Here is a 17,085-nt window from a genome sequence, read left to right on the forward strand (position 1 = left end):
GCCATCACAGACAGCTTGAAATCAAGTGTGTATTTTGCCATAGAAAGCACCCCAAGAGTTAGTAGTGGAATGTCTAACTTTTGGGGTGCGGTTCAAATGTTTTTGGGAGGGTTTTTGTTTTTAAAGCATTTGCTTAAAATGTTTTCATGGAGAGCTTGTTGCCTGTTTTTGTAAAATGTTTTTAAAAAATTTGGCAAGCCTTTTTTTTGGGCATGCTTGATTTTTTTTGTTATTTACTTATCACTTTTAAGGGTGTTTTATGAGCAAAATCAATGCACAAGATGAACAGCAGTACGAAATGGTGATGGTAATCTCAGAATTTTTTAAAAAATGAGAATCTTGTCGCCAATGATTGTGATGGTGTGGCAATGCGATTGTATGAATGTTTGCAAAAGGTTTTTGGTGGTTGCAATATTTATTTTAAAAAAGGCATTGCTGGGCAAGCAGATGAAGAAGGTTGGCAAATGCTGATAGACCAAGACAAAGGGCTTAGTATTCATCAGATTGCCCAAAAATATCAAAAGACTTGTCAATCTGTCTACAAGAAGCTATCCAAAGCAAGAACGGAAAGATGCAAGCAAAATAATGAAAACTTTGGAGCTTTATAAGGTGGCAAACAATGAATGACTTAGAAGTAAAACGCTTTTAAATTTCAAGAACAGGCGTGCACACAGACAGTAACGGCAATGAGCATACTTTTTCTGATGTGCTATTTAATAAGCTGATAATACGATTTAATCAACTGGCACAAATCATAGCAATCAACAAACGCCCCTATATCTTGAACATCCCCAAAGCAAAGCTAATAATGACCCAACACGCCATCAAAGCTACGGCTATGTGTCTAGCCTTGAATTGGATAATGGGCGATTGTATGCGGTGGCGTGGGTTAATCGTAAACTTATCAATTTGATAAAAAGCGGACAATATAAGGCGGTATCAGCTGGCTTTATGAAAGTGGATGATGATTTATGGTTAGACCATGTCGCTTTTGTCAAAAGACCTGCGGTAAAAGACATGGAAGTACTTAGTTTTTCAGAGCATTCTTTTGTGCAAAACTGCGTAATGGCATTGGTAAATACCCATGATTTTAATGCTGGTAATGCCATTCACAAAAAGGCTTTATCATGGATGAAAGCCTTTAATACCGATTACGAAACAGCGGTCATTTCAATCATGCGTGAGTAAGCAAATACTGCTAATTTTTCAAAAAGAAACAGCAATAACCAATCCTATCAGTTGCACCAAAAAGCCTTAGCTTATCAAGCTCAATGCGGCGTAAGTTATAAAACGGCGGTGCGTGAATGCTTAAAACAAGAGGCCGCTCTATGAGTAAATCGACCATTAAAAATGATATTGCCAAAATCAAAAGTGAAATTCAAAAATGGTACGATGAATTAAAGCAGTTGAATCAAGAAAAATCAAGCTATGAAATGCAAATCAAAGAGCTTGAAATGATGCCTGTAAACCGTACGGATTTTGGTGTATTACTGAAAGAATCTATCGCTCAAGAAGCGAGCAACTATACCAAAAACATTGCTCAAAGCCTGCTGCAACCTGAATTTGTTGATAAAGAAATGCAGGAAAAATATAACGGATTTAAGGCGATGAATGAAAGAAGTCTTAAAGACTTTGAGTGGTGCAAGAATAATCAAAGGTTTGAATGGTTATTTAATGCTTTTCGTAGCCATAAAAACCTAATCACACCAAGTAACAGCACAGAAACAAGACAAATGTTATGCTGGTTAATTCCTGATGTGGTGTATGAAAAAACCATGCATATTATCAATACTGAAATAGGTGAAAAATGGGGAAATGATGACTTGCCAAGCATTGATGAAAGATACAAACTAATTTATCATTAAGGGAGAAAATTAGTTTATGCCAAAATCGGATTGATGAATTACAAAGGGTTGTTAATGAGATGAGTTCAATAACAATTAACCTTGAAATTTAAGTGAAAAAAACACCTTTAATGTGAAAAATTAAAGGTGTTTTTTGTTGTGTGCTACAAATAAGTGAAACAACCTTACGTTAAGTGCAAGAAAGTTTTGTTTGTTTTATTGCAAAAATTTGAGAGTTTTATCGTGTTGCGTAACACTATGGCTTGCTATCCATTATCCCCAACGCTTTAAAAAAATCATTGTTAGTAATACTGCTGCCAAAATTGGACAAACAAATGCTTGGCAAGATAGGGCAAATATCGTGCTGGAACAAGGGCTTAAAAACATTGCCAATTCCGCCCCCAGTCGTTGGTTTGGTAAAGACTTTATAGTCCACCATGGTGCTGTCGTTGCTCGCCTGGTTGATATTCTTGCCCATCAAAATACCAATGGCTATGCTGCTTGCTGTCAAGCTTTGGCAGTTGCTGATGTACGAAACAAGCTTGGCAATATTAATACGCCTCTTTTGTCCATCGGTGGAGAATTTGACCTCATCACACCTATTAGTGACGCTCAGTTTATTGCCGACAATATACCAAATGCCGCCATTGCCACCATTGCCACCTCTCATATTTCAAATATTGAGCGTCCAGATGGCTTTAATGCAATCATCGAAAGATTTTTATGCACCAATTATTACTGATTGGTGCATAGCCAATTAACCTTTAACAGTAATGATTTTTGGAATTTGCATTAGACTGTCTATTATTATACCCTGCTAGCGGTTACCACCCAAAAAAATCAAAAACCCATAAAACATCATACAGTTTTATGGGTTTGATAAGCGGTCAAATTATTTGGCGTAACCGCTTACATCAACGGTTACACGACGGTTTGGCTGTAAGCAGTTTTTTAGTGCCTCGCGACCAAGACTGTCTGAGCATTGTACAACAGGTTGGCTCTCGCCAGCACTGGTTGCACTAATTGGAACCAAGATGCCTTTTTGTTGCAGATATGCTTTGACTGTATCGGCACGGCGTTGACCCAAGGCAAGATTATACGACTCGCTGCCTAGGCGGTCAGTATACCCTGTCAAGGCAATGCCTGAGATTTCAATAAATTCTTCATTTAGGACACGAGCCAATTCGTCCAAGCGAGCTTTGCCCTCTGGCAACATATCCGCCATGCCTGATTTATCAAAACGAAACAGTGCATCAGCTGCGATTTCGATTTGTCTAACTGGTGGCGGCACTGGTCGCTCTGGCTGAACAGGCACAGGCTCAGGAATAATAACAGGTTGCTCAACCACAACTGGCGGAACCACCTCAACAGGTTTTGCTTCCTCAGGCGGACACCAGCGGTGAATGACATCACGGGCTTGTGCTGTGCTGCCTAGCGTGGCAAGGATGCAGCAAGCGGTAAGAAATTTCATTTTTTTCATCATATTATCCTAATCGGCTGCCACCCTCAGGTGGCAGCGTTTGCGTTGATAGAAGAGGGGGCTTATTTCCAAGTATATTTCCAACCCACCGTACCACGATAGCCATCGCGTTTAGCACTGCCACCGAACTCACGTTCGTAGCGAGCATCTGCATAAACATAGCTTTGTTTCGAGGTGGGTAATTGGATACCGACACCCACTTCACCCCAAGTTGAGGCGTATTTTTCTTCAAGTGAGCTGCGTCCGATATTGACTTTGCCCGAACGAACAAAATCGTGTAACACATTGGCAGTAGCGTAGAACGTTTTCGTGTTAAGCTCCTTAGTTGGCGCATTATAGGCCAAGCGAACGCCCACACGACCACGTAAGCTGTGTTGTGTGTCTGGCTTCACTTGGCGAGTGCCGTCGTTAAAGTCATTCAAACGCAACACTTGGTAGCTTAACTGAGCTTGTGGCTCAATCATCCATACACCTTCGGTCGGTTGGTAGTCACTCAATGCATAAGGACGACCCACTTCTGCCGAAAGGATAGCACCCCAGCCATTTTGTGAGGCTTTGATACCACGGCGTGATTCATAGCGGTTACGTAGGTAAGACACTTGACCCACCAAATCAAGGTAGCTGCCGTTTAGGGCGTAGCGTGTGTGGCTTACCCCAAGGCTAAAGCTCTCTGCTTTACCTTTGCCTGTGTGTTTGTCTTGGCTGATGATACCGTCTTCGGCACGCAAGCGATCATTAAAGCTCGTGTTAGCACGGGTGTAGGCGAAGTAAGCACCGCTTAATTGGTGACCGCCGTTCTCATCACGGTTGATAGCAAAATCATGTCCGATTTGCAGACCGTACATATTGCTATCGTAGCCAAAGCGTTTCTTGCCGTCTTCTTCTAGTTTGCGACCAAAGATTCGTGCCCAAGATTGTGCATCAGCATCTTTGCCACAAGTACCACACTCGTCCCAAGCCAGCGTTTGGTTTTCGCCACGGCGTTCGTGCAAGGTCGCCAAGCTGGTGTAGCCCATTTCCATATTCACTTTTGGCATCGCCACATAGGCAGCTACCTCTGGTGCATAGATTGGCGTGCTTGGTTGCTCTGGCTGTGGCTCAGGTTGCGGTTCTGGCTGCGGCTCAGGTTGTGGTTCTGGCTGCGGCTCAGGTTGCGGTTCTGGCTGCGGCTCAGGTTGCGGTTCTGGCTGTGGCTCAGGTTGCGGTTCTGGCTGCGGCTCAGGTTGTGGTTCTGGCTGCGGCTCAGGTTGTGGCACGGCAGTCAATGTCCACGCATAGGTGTTGGTTCCCGGCACTTTGGTTAATTGTGCTTGTTCTGCGTTGGCTGTATCGGCAGTACCCGAGAATTGGGCATTGTCGTTACCGTTGATTTCCACCACTGTAGCAGAATATTTCGTTGTTTCGCCCGCTAAGACATCACCGATAATGTTACCGTTGGTGCTCACCGTTGTGCTACCTGTCGCATCACCGTTGATTGTCAGTTTATCGCTGAAACTTGTACCATCTTGATACCAAGAGGTATTGACGATAAGGTTGGCATTAGTGCCTGTGTAGCTGTCAGTCGTGATGGTTTTGAAGTTGCGCGCTAATTTTGGATCTGCCACCGATGACAAGGGCTAAAGCGTACGGTAGAGTTATTCACCGCAAGACTTGTCATCGCAGAATCCGCCGTGACACGCCAAGTGCTATCGTTTAAGGCAACCGTTGAGGTAGCATTGTCAGCTTTGACAAAAGCACCCGCAAGGGTTGAGTTATTAGCCGTAAATTGCGTTACGCCACTTTGTGCATCAAGGAGGCGGGTCGCATTGAGCGTAGCGTTATTCGCGGTAAAGGTATTCGGTGTTGCTGTGCTGCCTTCGGTGGCTTTTACTAGCGTACCATTCGTATTCACATTCACCGTGCTGCCATTGACTTCAACCACGCCGCCGTTGTCGGTACTAAAGGCCGTGCTGTTGTTGCCAGAAAGGGCAAGTGTTTTGGCATCAAAAACCAATTTACCTTGGTTGCGTGCGATATAAGCATTCACGCCTTCTACATTGGTGGTGGTGTCAAGCGATGAATTTAGGGTAGAGGCTTTGATACCGCCATCTACATTGTTATTGACATCATAACCTTGACCATCAACCACGCCGATAACCGCACCTTTGCCCGAAATATTCACGGTAGCGTTATTATCGATATTACCCGTAGCACCGCCTTCGATACGAAGGGCATTGCTGCCTTCGCCCGTGAGATTAAAGGTGAGCGTATCGGCATTGATGGTGGTGTTAGAGCCCGTGCCGAGCACCGCAATGCTATCTTTACCTGAAGTGGTGATTTTGGTTAAACCATTGGCAACGAATTTTGCTCCATCGGCGATGCGATAAAGGTTAGAACGCTCGGTATCCACGCTCATTTTCGCTTCGTTAGTGGTGATGGAAGCGTTTTCGCCAAAGATATAAAAACCGATTTGGTCTGTACCTTGGTTGAATTTTGGTGAAGAACCTTGATTAACGGTTAGGGTAGCATAGTTACGTGCGTGTACACCAATGGCGCCTACGCCATTGAGGTTAATTTCACCATCAATCGTACCGCTTGCTTGGCGGTCGGCAGAATAACCTTCGGCATAAACCGCATAGTTACGCGTGCCACTTTTCGGATCTTGTCCACCGTTAATGGTGATGTTCGAGGTTTCGGTCGCGTCCACTTTGGCTTTGCCGTCAAGTTTTACCGCTACAGTGTTGATGCCATCTACGGTAATCTTACCGGCAGTTAGAATATCGGCATCGCCAGAGTCTTGTGCTAATAAACCGATATTTTGGAGTGGAGGTGAACCGTTCGCATTTTGTGCTTCGCCGTTTAAGTTGATTTGGCTGTCTTTGTGAAGGGTGATTTTGCTGCCAGCCGCTGTTCGAGTCACAGCGATGGCAGTCGCATTTTGAGCCTTAGTGCCTACAGTGATAGTGCCGTTATGGGTAACAGTAGTGTTAATTGTGGGCTTATCCTTCGAATCAATCGGTTTTACCCAGATACCATAAGTTTGCAGGTTAGGGGTGGTCTCTTGTGTTGCCGCACCTTTTTCATATTGAGCGGTGCGACCGATATAAATCTCACCATCATTGGTAACGATTGAGAGTTCACCTTCCGCAATCATACCAGCGGTATTCGTTTTAATGCCATTATTAACCGCCACATTGATCACGCCTGTTGAGAAATTGACTGCCTTACTGTCATTGCCTACTTTTACACCATAGTTCATTTTTTCTGGTGCATTTAATGTGTAACCTGCCACATTGATAATGTTGTTATTCTCAAAGTATCCTTGATCATATACGGTGACAGCCATACCTTCCACATAGTTGCTGGTCGTAGGGTTACTACTGTTTCCAGAGGTATCATGGCCATCTTTAGAATAATAACCTGTTGAAATCACACCGTTGTTAATGCCGCGTGAGCCTTGATCACGTACGACCATTTGATAGAAGGTACCAGAGATTTTTGCTCCTTCTTCAACGATAGCTGTACCATATTTTTCGGCAAGCATTGCACCACCTGACTTTGCTTTATTTGAGGCAGCATTAAGCGTGTCTGGTACTGATCGAACATCAAGATAAGCACCGTTTTTAACCGTAACGGTTGAACCTTCGCCTGAAGCTGCCATCACCCAGCGTTCACCACGCTTTTGAGCGACATCATCATTTGGAATAGTTTCTTGGAAAGTGTATATGTTGTATTCAAACTTTAATGCTTTATCAAATGCATCATCATAGGCTTTTTGTAGGCCGTTTTGTTCTTCACCCGGGAAGAGTCTCGGCTCTTGTAGGCGAGCGATTAATGCATCGTTATAGACCTTGAGGCTTGCCGCATCGGTAACATTATAGGTTTGACCATCAAACTCCACTTGACCTGCATATTTTGGCACTTGGCGAGTTAGTGCAACGGTGGTGGTTTCACCAATTGCCGCTGGCTGGCTTGGGTCGGCACTTGAGGCACGGTAAGTATTGGCATTACCAAAGTTAATGCGGTTTTGGCTTGTCCAATCAATATCCGCACCTGATTCTGCCTGTGCCAATGTGGTGCGTTTGGCATACATTAACAATGTATTTCTGTCTTGCTCAATGTTTACCTCTGCTTTGGCTTCGTTTGACGCATTTACAAAGCGAGCATTGATATATTGATTATCGCCAACGCTAAGATTTGGCACTTCAACATTCTCGGTCCCCCAAGTGCCACCAATAATATTGTCGCTGTTGTAGGTGGCAACGGTGTTCACTGAACGAGTTGGGACATTGGGTGCACCCACACTATTGTTTTTCTGACCTACAGTAAGGCGCTGAGCGTCTCTCAGTTCATTGCCATTTTCATCTTGATACGACACCTAATCAGGCGTTGTCGAGATATGAGACTCAGTGCCCTGCTCAACATTACTGGCTTTACCTGTTAAAAGCAACGTTTGACCTGCGCCATCAACAAGAGCTTGACCTACTCTTTCATCATTTAATCGAGGATTATAGCTGTTTCCTTGGGTGGCATCTTGTAGAGCGGTAATTGTACATTCGGTGGCAGTTGAACCATCACCACATGTTGCCGCCTCCGCAGGTAGAGCAACTCCACCACCGACAACCATCGCTGACACCAACATGGCAGCACGCGCGCCACCTTGTTTTTTACGACTACCCAGTTCAGAACAAACAACCCAAGCACCTTGGGCAGCTGACCAGACAATTTTATATATTTGGTTCATGAAAAATACCTTAAGATTATGTCAAGATTTGCAATATTTACCCAGTCCAACTTAGACAAGCAAAATAGCGTAAGATTTGCACTGCAAAATTCTACACAAATGTTTTGTTTGTGCAATAAAAGAATTGTATTAATTTCTTAATATGAGGGGGGTGATGAGGCTGTTACCATCGATTAAAAAGCTCAATAGCAGCTAAATAATTAGCAAATCTTAATTAAAACAAATAGTTGGTATAATAGAAAAGTACACTTGTACCGATTTTCGGCAAATCTTGTTTGTTATTGTATGTTTATTTTTGTGTAGTTATGTAAGTTTTCTTACTGCTATTCGTCTGTTCATTTTGACTGCCAAAGGCTGTCTTGGGCATTGGCACGCAGTTTGCTTATTCATTATTGATGCTGATATTTCGCTACACTAACACGCCAAAACAAAAAGCCCAAATCATTGACTTGGACTTTTTAAAATTTGGAGCGGGAAACGAGATTCGAACTCGCGACCCCAACCTTGGCAATGTCAGACACCAAAATTATCTTAGATCACTTTACCCTTAAAAACAAGCTATAACAAGCACTTATGGCTTGTTTTTTTGTAAAAATTATTTGCTGTTTGGGGTAATTTTAAGTAAAATAAATTTGATTTAGGCACGGTAATTTTACTGTAAAATGACACCAACCAAATATTTTATCATCATGACCAGACAGAAATTTGGCAAAATCACTCCACTAACATTCTCATCAAAAATAACAATCTTAACTCATGAGTCTGCCAAAGATTCCTATGAGTTGTTTTGCGATATTTATACAGAGTTAAATTTGGATGTTATGACTGATTTTAGCAATAAGATGGTTAATGTCATCAAGTCAGATAACATCTATTACTTTTTTGATGATTACGAATATTTTATTAACCTGCAAGATGGCGATGTCATTTATGCCAGATTAGCTGATGGTCATGAAGTCAATATCAAGCAAGCTGGTTGGAATGCGGTTTTTGATTTTATTAAAACCATTCGCCCAATCAAACCCGATATCATCAGAGCATTTATCAAGGCACTTCCTGATGATGTTGTTATTAAAGACATAGAGTGTCAAGGCAAGCTTAAAATTGCTGATGTTCTAAGACGCCTTAAAGAGCCACGATACAGATTTGATTATCAAGACAAAAAGTTATCAGCACCACCCTATCATCGGGGTATGCCAACATTTGATGATTTGATTATGGAGGTGATTAATGGGGGTTTATGATGAGCGTGTCATCCAAGATGCCATTACCGCCCTAATGCCCGACATTGATGATGACAAGCATGATGACAGCATTAAGCAGGCTTTTAAGGTGCTACTTGGTCTAGAGCCATCATCTTTTATGGGTATCCACGCCAAACAATCTAACACTCATCTGCCCAATGACCTAAAAGAAGCTTTTGAAAGCTACAAAGGACGCCTAAGCGATAAAAGCTATCAATTTCGGGCATTTATTGCAAGCTTGTATGACCTTGACCTTTTGGATGTTAATAATATTACCTATGAGTGGCAATGGCTTGCTAAGATATGTCATTTTCTGGTGTATTTTGCCACCATTAATACCAATGACAATCGCATTGAGAGCATATGCAGAATGGCAAGACTTTGGCATCATCCCAGTCATGCACAACATGAGCTTTGGGGCGTGTGCCATCAAAAACTACAAGCACGAACGCTGACAGAAACCCACCAAAACTTTACCCATTATTTAAACCACCTTACAACCAATAAAGCACACAAGAGTGTCATCAGCCAATTTCACATCCCTTATCGGATGATCGCTTTTGCTCATAATCAACAAAAAAAGATTCACCGCAAGTTTCACGGCAAACAAACCAAAGAATCAACGCTCAAACCCAGAACAGTCCCTGTAACAATAGAAGATGATGACAGCGACACCTTGGTGGAGATTAAACGGTATGAGACAACTGCTCATGACATTGACATCAATCGCGAAAAGCTTGATAACACCCCTATTGATTTTATACTCATCAAGCAAGATTCACTGCGAGTTCATGAAAGCTATTCAGCTGCTCAAATGCATCAAAGAATGCAAGCAAAGTTTCATCATACCAATCAAAATGAGATGTTCTTATCAACCAGCTTGCGTTACCTATCCATTTATAGCATACAGGCGTTGTTTGCTAAATTGTGGCAATATTTTTTAGACCCAAGCGTAACCAAGCTATCACTTAATGTTTGCGACATTCAAAGGTCGGTCGCACTACTACTTCTTAGCCTATATACAGGACGCACCATATTTGAGCTATTAACAGACATCGAGCAAAAAAGCTGTGGCATTGTTGAATATCGCCGTGGTGGTGCCATATGCCGTCTCATTGTCCGTCTTGACATCACGCCCTCTCGCATCAAGACCGGTCACGTACACAAAGTATTGGCCAACCAAAGTACTGTCATGCACCTGCCTTTACCAAGTCAGCTCATCAAGGCGGTTGATGCGTCATCGGCAGACTATTTAGATGATGTTATTAGGCTTTTAAAGCAAGAGCTTAACATGCCTGTTCTTAGTAAAGGCAGAATTCAAACAGCGTTGTATGGCTTTATGTCTCGTAATGTCTGCACCAGTCAAATTGCCAGTATCATCACAGGCAGAAATTTACACAAAAGAGCCGACCTGTGGTATTGTTCAGTCAGTCAAGAACAGGTATTTACCTATTATCAAGATGCGATTAAAACAATGGCACAAGGCAAGCCCAATGGCATTGGCACATCTCACCTAAACAACAGTGTCATTACCAATCAGGATTATATCGGCAGTCAAAACTGCCCAAATTACGCCCTTGCAACCAAATTCTTTGACTACTTACGCCAAGAGGTTATCGGGGCAAAGTCCTTTATCGATAAGTTTAATGCATATAACCTATGGCTTTGGCACATCTTTTTGTTATTAACCTCCATGCGTGCAGTGGATGACGCTCCTGGACTGCTCAATCAATTCAATCTTGATGCAAACATTGCTTGGATATCAGACAAAGAAGGTCGTAATTCGAGCGACAGTCAGCGATTGGTGCCTATTTGTGATTTTCTATTGCAAGCGATACAAGACTATTTGGCATACCTAAAACAATGCCAAAGGCTCTACGGCAAGCTGTCTTTTGACTTACAAACCAACATTCATCAGATTCTAAATTCACAACGTCCCCTATTAAATCTTATGGATGAGCATTTTGCCATAAAATCTTTAAGCCCTGGTGTTGTCAGGCAGAACATTCATCAGCACTTTCGTTTTAAAGAGGACTGGACACGACACCTAGGTCAAAAGTATTTGCATGAAAGCAGTGCACAGCAAAGCTTGATTTTATCCGTCTTTGGTCATGAGATGAGCGAACAAGAAAGCTGGCACAAGCATTCCTCCATGAGTGTTAATGACATCATGGGGCTAAAAGAGCATTATCAAGGCTTGGCTTGCCTATTAAAGTTGGAGCAAATCCATGGCAAATAAACCGCACCACAACGAGCCACTCTACGGTCATTACAAACGAAGCGTCAAACGTAAAGAAAAACACCACAAAGCCTCTCGTCTTGCCACACGCATTTGTCAAGAATCTTGGCAAGTATTTTTACTAGACAATAAAGACGGTGTTATTACCGATAAAAAGATAACACAGCTGTATGATGACATCTTGGATAAAATCACCAACAGTTTTAGCTCAGGCGACATGGCAACTGCTGTGATGCAGCGGTATAAGTTTTTTAAAAAAATCAATGACGCCCGCAAAAAATCACAGCTTGAACCCATAATACTACCAAGCATTGCCTACGAGCCAAAACGCCCCGCCAACACTAATCATTTGGACAGCTTTTTGTATTTAAAAAAAGCACAGGCCATTGTCCAAAACGCCCGCAACAATTGGCAGACCGAACATGACATTTGCCTGACAGACGCCTTGGCTTGGCTCATCTTCTCGCTCATGGCATATGGCGGATGTAATGATGACAAAGTGATTTACGCCTTTTATGATGCTTATATCAAAGGTCGCCCCATCTATCAATTGCCCAATCACGTCTGTGTGATGTGCGTGGATGTTGTTAATGACCGCTATGGACGCAGAACAGCTGATGACACGGTGTGTTATAGCAGGTGGGTGGGGATTGATGGTGTCAGTCTTTTGTGGCTTACTTATATTAACAGGCAGTTTGGCAAAATTTCCTCTTATCCCAGCTTTGGGCAGGTCGTGAGCAGACTTGGTGATTTTGTCCAAGAAAAAATAGACAAAAACAGCCTCGCAAGAAGCGATTTTTATCGGCATATTAACTTATTTTGGCAATTGTTACCCAACTCAAAAATTGACCAACAAATGGTTGCTGTATTGACAGGTAAGCAAAGGCATACCGCCATCGATGAGTCTGCCCTGCTTAATTATTTTGCCCCAGTACATCTATCCAAGGCAGTGCTTGACGATGATTTTTATTTAAAAACCACGCTCCTAACAAGCACACAGCCTACCCACAAGCAACAGCCCGTATTCAAAGATGATATGGTAAATCACCTGCGTCGTCTTCTAAAACAAAAACGGGTCATTGACATCAGCTCATCGTTATCCACCCTACTTGCCACGCCCTTGGCAGACAATCATAAAGTACTTGTGCTTTGGGTGCAGATGCTTCTTGATGATAAAAACAAACCTGCCACCGCCCAAAGGTATCTAAGCGAGATTGCTCAGGTGTTTTTATCGCTCACGCATGACGCACGCTTTGTGGATTGGGGTCAAGAAGATTATGAAGATTTGTATGATGACATGGTTGGGAGCAAAAACCCAAACAAAATCGGCTTTACATGGACGGTGATTAAATCCTTGCACCGCTGTTTGATGCGTTATTATGACGCACCAGCGATGATGCTGTGTCATCAATCCGATGCTTTGATTGTCAGTGATTGTCTGATTAGCCCGACATTGTATCAAGCACTCATTAACAGCATTCAATCACAAAAGTCGCTAGGCAACCATCATAAAACCATGCTCACCATCATTTTAAGCCTGCTGTATCGAACGGGCATGCGGATTGGCGAGCTTCTTGGTATACGGGTTGATGATGTGGAATGCCCAAACAATAATGAGCGTTACTGTGCCATTATTGTTCGTCCCAATCGCCATCGTGATTTAAAATCCTATGACGGAGCCCGTCGCTTGGTGCTGTCTGTTTTATTAAAACGTGATGAATGCAAAGCCTTTGTCGCCTTTTGGCAACATAAAAAATTCCAAAAATCTGCCCACCTGTTTACGCCAGAACATCGTGCTGAGCCCCTAAATGCCCGTATGGTTCATTATGTTTTAAACACCTTTTTAAAGGAGCAATACCCCCACATCACACCCCATAGCTTTCGCCATCATGCCATCTCGATGTTGGCACTGATTGTGGGTGTTAATGATGAGGCATGGGTGAGTCAGTGGAATGATTATCATGTCAATGAGATACGCCAAATTCGCATTCATCTGCTTGGCAAACAGCACGCCATCAGCACCAATTATTGGCAAAGTCTCAAAGGCTTTGCAGGACACGCCAGTCTTGAGACCACCTTTGGGTCTTATATACACACTGCTGATTTGATTGCCATCGGTCAGATGCAGCGTAGTGACATCACATTGCCAATAACCTTGGTCAGTAAATTCACAGGACAAAAAAGTGGCAGTTTTAATACTTATGCCAAAGGAGTAGCAGACTTTGCCCAGGGCGTGGTTCATCTGGGTAAAATCCGACCTTTACTCATAAAAAAACTCAAAGCTCACACCCTAAAGGCTGATTTTAACAATCCATTGCCAGCTCTTGACAGCGTGGAGGCAGTACAAAATAGTCAGCCAACAAATCCCCAACAAAAAACGGCAGTTAAGCGACTGTTTGACTACCCTTATTATCACGTGGACAAACTGTTAAATGACTTGGAGCAAGGGGCCGAGTTGATTGATGCCAGTCACGCCAACTTTGTCTTTGATGATGCTTTATTTATGTATCAAAGAGCTTGTGCATTAGCCAACCCTATCAAACACAAGCTCATCGGTGCTCAAAGAAAACCCAAATCTGCACACCCACTGATAGCCCCAACGCCTTTGCATTATCATCAAGAAATGGCATTGGTCTCTTTGTGCTTTGACAACATCAAAAAACATTGTCAAACAGAACAAGGTATTCAAGAGATGAAGCGTTTTGTGGGGCTTTTTTATAACAAGGTAAGTAGCAATAAATCACAGATTCGCTTTTCATTTAAACACAAAGATGAGTGTTTGTTTTATTTAAAGATTGCCACAGTCATTCTGCCAAGCAAATATTGGCGTATCAATATCTGCCAGTTAACACCCAAACAAGCAGGCAATGAAAATACTTGCTCAGAGTGCAACCATGACGCCACACAAAAACCAACCAAAAGACTTTTAAAAGAGCTAAAAAACTTTGAGGGACAAATTACCCACAAAGCTGATTATAATGGCTATGCTGTCAGTGTTATCAGACCCAACGCCAAAGGCAAACCCGCTCCAGATGAGCCTGCGTCTGCCATCATGAAATATGTGTGCCATTTGTTGCTTGTGTATGGGTTTGGTGGATGATTGTTTGCTTGTCATTGGTGATTTGTTTGGGTGTGCCTAGGTGGTCGGTGTGGATTGAGTAGACTTCGGTTTTTATGGGTTTGTCGTGTACTTTGCCTTTGTTGTCTTGGTAAGTATAGTCAAGAACTGCCACAGGCATAATATCCAAATAAACATAACAGCGTGTTATCTTGTTGTCTTTAATCTCTGCGGATAATAAGCCTTTATCCCAAAGATATTGGGTGGTTGGTGTCTTTAACAGCACCTTTGTCATTATAAACTGTCTTTGATATTCTTTGTCTTAGTAAGTGGCGATGAGCTTATCATTATCCTTGATAGACTTGATTTGTCCATCAGGGGTGTAGGTTAAGGCTCTTTGGTTTATGATGTCGCCTTTGTGGTCTTTGGTAGTAATCATTACAGGGTTTCCTAGGTTGTCATAGGTGTAGTGGGTGGCTTTGATGATGTTGTCTTTATCATCTTTGATAGCAATGTTGCTTAGTCTGTCAGAATTAGACTCATAAGTGTAGTGAGTTTGTTGGTTTGATTGATGTTGATGGTTTGATGATGTAGCATTGGTCATTTCTGCAACGGTTTTTAAATTGCCATTAGCATCAATGCTGGTGATTTGTCCAGTTTGGTTGTCATAACCCACTTTGGTTTGGGTTGTGTGGTCGTGTTTGATTTGTAGTCTGTCTTTGTGGTCGTAGATATTGACTTGGGTGGTTTGGTTAGCGATGTTCTACTACCAAATAGTAAGTATAAATAAATACACCGAAAAAGATGTTAATATCTGTAAAAATATACAAAGGTTATCGCTTGGACTTTTTTGCCTGTTTGTAACAAAAAATAAGCGGTTGCACCTATTAAACTGCCTATAATACAGCTTATTAAAGAATATAAGGACAATTTGAGAAAAAATGGCTCACGCATATATTCAATAACACCTATTGGGAGAAATAATAAAAATATAAATGAATATATAGTAAACAAACCAATCATTATAAAAATATTTTTTTTCATAAGCACTATTTTTTATAAAATTTATCTAGACACTTGCCCAAAATTAATAATCATTTTTTCAACCAAAAAAATATTATAGAAAAATTAACCTTTAAAAAAAACCAATATTTCTATTGATAATATATTTATCTAAATTTGTTAAAAATATGACAATGTAGCCAAATATCCATCCACAAATGCAAATTAGAATAATATCAATATATGATTTTATAAAATAACTCAAATCATATAGAAAGTTAAAGTTTTGCTATACCACCATTGGCTTTCGCCAACCCAAACAGATCAATCCATCCAATCGGATTAGGAGCATAAGCAAAGACATTTACTCCACCCAACAACCCAATCGGATCTCTTTGGATAAACATCCCAACATCACTGTCATAATAGCGAAATCTATTGTAATGCAGTCCTGTCTCAATGTCTAGGCTTTGACCTTGGAATTTGATGGGTTGGAGTTCATAGTCTTTAATGGTCATGTCATTTAAAGACTGTTCTTTATAATAGTTTTGATAAGTTCCACCCCACGCATATTCATAATGACACCAAACAACTTCACCTTGTTCATTGGTGAGTTCTTGGGGTGTTCCCAAGTGATTATTGTGATAATGATAGACTTTGATTTGGCTTGTATCTTGTCTATTCTGTACCAGTCTTGAAACTGGCTCAAAACTGTCTTGGTCATAAACAGTCGTAAAGATTAATTGGTCGGTATATTCTTGGATTTGCCTGTTACCTTCCCAAAGCATTAGCGTGCTTTGGTAGGTTGTTTTGTCTGTTTTTCTTAGGTGTAGTAAAGTGGTTGGGTATTTGACCAGTTTACCATTTTGATTGAGTTTGTTTAGGGTTTGTGTTTTGCTGTTCTTGGCAATCCTTCTACCAAAGGCATCATAATGGTATTGGGTTGTGATTCTTTGAACTTGTAGCCCTGTATCTATGATGGTGATGGTTTGTTTTAATTCATTGTTTGGATGGTAGGCAAATTGAATGGACTTACGATAGCCAATTAAGCCATTTTGGGATTGAGCGATTTGATTGCCTTGTTTGTCAATCGGCGCCTCTGTCTTGGTTTTGATGTTACCATGCACATCATAGCTGTAGCTAATCAGTTTGCCTTGACTGATGAGACTTGTTGGGCGGCGGGTTTTGGGGTGGGGAAGGTTGGACTCTGTTTTTTAAACCCAACCTGCGGGCTATGAATTAAACCTATTCATAAATTCATTTATATCTTTTGCTTCATAATCCATATCCAAAGAGCCTAATGCTCCTAAATCCAACGAAAATATTTTATCCCCAAAATCTTTTTTTATAAAAAATCCCAAATCTCCGTTCTGACCAATCAATAAAGCCGTTGGCTCTTCTGTTTGGATTTGATAAGTTTCATTTCTTTCCAAAATATAATTTATTGGATAGATAAATTCATAGTTTTCTTCGGTTACTTTCAACACAAAGTCCC

The 17,085-nt window shown here is 41.6% G+C and carries 13 protein-coding genes and 2 pseudogenes; 7 read left to right on the forward strand and 8 right to left on the reverse strand.

The genetic code is table 11. The annotated features are described in order from the left end of the window. Positions 1-332: 332 nt before the first annotated feature. The 4 genes and pseudogenes from BW928_RS09730 to BW928_RS09745 all read left to right on the forward strand — a co-directional run. Positions 333-608 (forward strand): annotated as a pseudogene (locus BW928_RS09730) (Mor transcription activator family protein); the annotation flags it as partial. Positions 609-765: 157 nt separating this feature from the next. Continuing rightward, positions 766-1,188: pseudogene (locus tag BW928_RS09735) on the forward strand (phage protease); the annotation flags it as partial. Between the two features lie 140 nt (positions 1,189-1,328). After that, entirely contained in the window at positions 1,329-1,865 is a 537-nt protein-coding gene (locus BW928_RS09740; RefSeq protein WP_076556037.1) for a hypothetical protein, read from the forward strand. Positions 1,866-2,205: 340 nt separating this feature from the next. Next, on the forward strand, positions 2,206-2,586 hold the full coding sequence (locus tag BW928_RS09745; protein ID WP_143821445.1) for an alpha/beta hydrolase: 381 nt from the start codon (positions 2,206-2,208) through the stop codon (positions 2,584-2,586). Between the two features lie 150 nt (positions 2,587-2,736). Here BW928_RS09745 and BW928_RS09750 read toward each other — a convergent pair whose 3' ends face one another. The 4 genes from BW928_RS09750 to BW928_RS09765 all read right to left on the reverse strand — a co-directional run bounded on the left by BW928_RS09750 (position 2,737) and on the right by BW928_RS09765 (position 8,047). Next, positions 2,737-3,324 (reverse strand): OmpA family protein, encoded by a 588-nt coding sequence (locus BW928_RS09750; RefSeq protein WP_076556039.1) that lies wholly within the window; start codon positions 3,322-3,324, stop codon positions 2,737-2,739. A 62-nt stretch (positions 3,325-3,386) separates the two neighbouring features. Next, entirely contained in the window at positions 3,387-4,928 is a 1,542-nt protein-coding gene (locus tag BW928_RS09755; protein WP_076556040.1) for an autotransporter family protein, read from the reverse strand. Further along, positions 4,910-7,681, reverse strand: a complete 2,772-nt coding sequence (locus tag BW928_RS09760; RefSeq protein ID WP_076556041.1) for a hypothetical protein — start codon at positions 7,679-7,681, stop codon at positions 4,910-4,912. Before BW928_RS09760 ends, BW928_RS09755 begins: the two co-directional genes overlap by 19 nt. Then, positions 7,682-8,047 (reverse strand): ESPR domain-containing protein, encoded by a 366-nt coding sequence (locus tag BW928_RS09765; protein ID WP_076556042.1) that lies wholly within the window; start codon positions 8,045-8,047, stop codon positions 7,682-7,684. Between the two features lie 821 nt (positions 8,048-8,868). Here BW928_RS09765 and BW928_RS09770 point away from each other — a divergent pair. From BW928_RS09770 to BW928_RS09780, 3 genes are read left to right on the forward strand one after another with little or no spacing between them, the layout of a single operon-like run. Then, entirely contained in the window at positions 8,869-9,291 is a 423-nt protein-coding gene (locus BW928_RS09770; RefSeq protein WP_143821446.1) for a hypothetical protein, read from the forward strand. After that, a complete protein-coding gene (locus BW928_RS09775; RefSeq protein WP_076556044.1) occupies positions 9,278-11,530 on the forward strand; it encodes a hypothetical protein in 2,253 nt (750 codons plus the stop codon). Before BW928_RS09770 ends, BW928_RS09775 begins: the two co-directional genes overlap by 14 nt. Next, on the forward strand, positions 11,520-14,630 hold the full coding sequence (locus tag BW928_RS09780) for a site-specific integrase (protein ID WP_076556045.1): 3,111 nt from the start codon (positions 11,520-11,522) through the stop codon (positions 14,628-14,630). The genes BW928_RS09775 and BW928_RS09780 overlap by 11 nt, the downstream gene beginning before the upstream one ends. Here the strand turns inward: BW928_RS09780 and BW928_RS09785 are convergent. The 4 genes from BW928_RS09785 to BW928_RS09800 form a co-directional block, all read right to left on the reverse strand. Beyond that, positions 14,581-14,883: a hypothetical protein gene (locus BW928_RS09785; protein WP_076556046.1), complete on the reverse strand. Its 303-nt coding sequence runs from the start codon at positions 14,881-14,883 to the stop codon at positions 14,581-14,583. The two genes, BW928_RS09780 and BW928_RS09785, sit on opposite strands and share 50 nt — an antisense overlap. 27 nt (positions 14,884-14,910) lie before the next feature. Then, positions 14,911-15,264, reverse strand: a complete 354-nt coding sequence (locus tag BW928_RS09790) for a hypothetical protein (RefSeq protein ID WP_076556047.1) — start codon at positions 15,262-15,264, stop codon at positions 14,911-14,913. 604 nt (positions 15,265-15,868) lie between these two features. Further along, positions 15,869-16,717 carry an RHS repeat domain-containing protein gene (locus BW928_RS09795; protein ID WP_076556048.1) on the reverse strand — a complete coding sequence of 283 codons (849 nt, stop codon included), beginning with the start codon at positions 16,715-16,717 and terminating at the stop codon, positions 15,869-15,871. Positions 16,718-16,822: 105 nt separating this feature from the next. Next, the gene (locus BW928_RS09800; protein ID WP_143821447.1) at positions 16,823-17,074 is read right to left on the reverse strand and encodes a hypothetical protein; all 252 of its coding nucleotides are present in this window, start codon (positions 17,072-17,074) and stop codon (positions 16,823-16,825) included. Between the last annotated feature and the right edge of the window lie 11 nt (positions 17,075-17,085).

Source organism: Moraxella cuniculi DSM 21768 (genome assembly GCF_900156515.1).
Taxonomy (GTDB): Bacteria; Pseudomonadota; Gammaproteobacteria; order Pseudomonadales; family Moraxellaceae; genus Moraxella; species Moraxella cuniculi.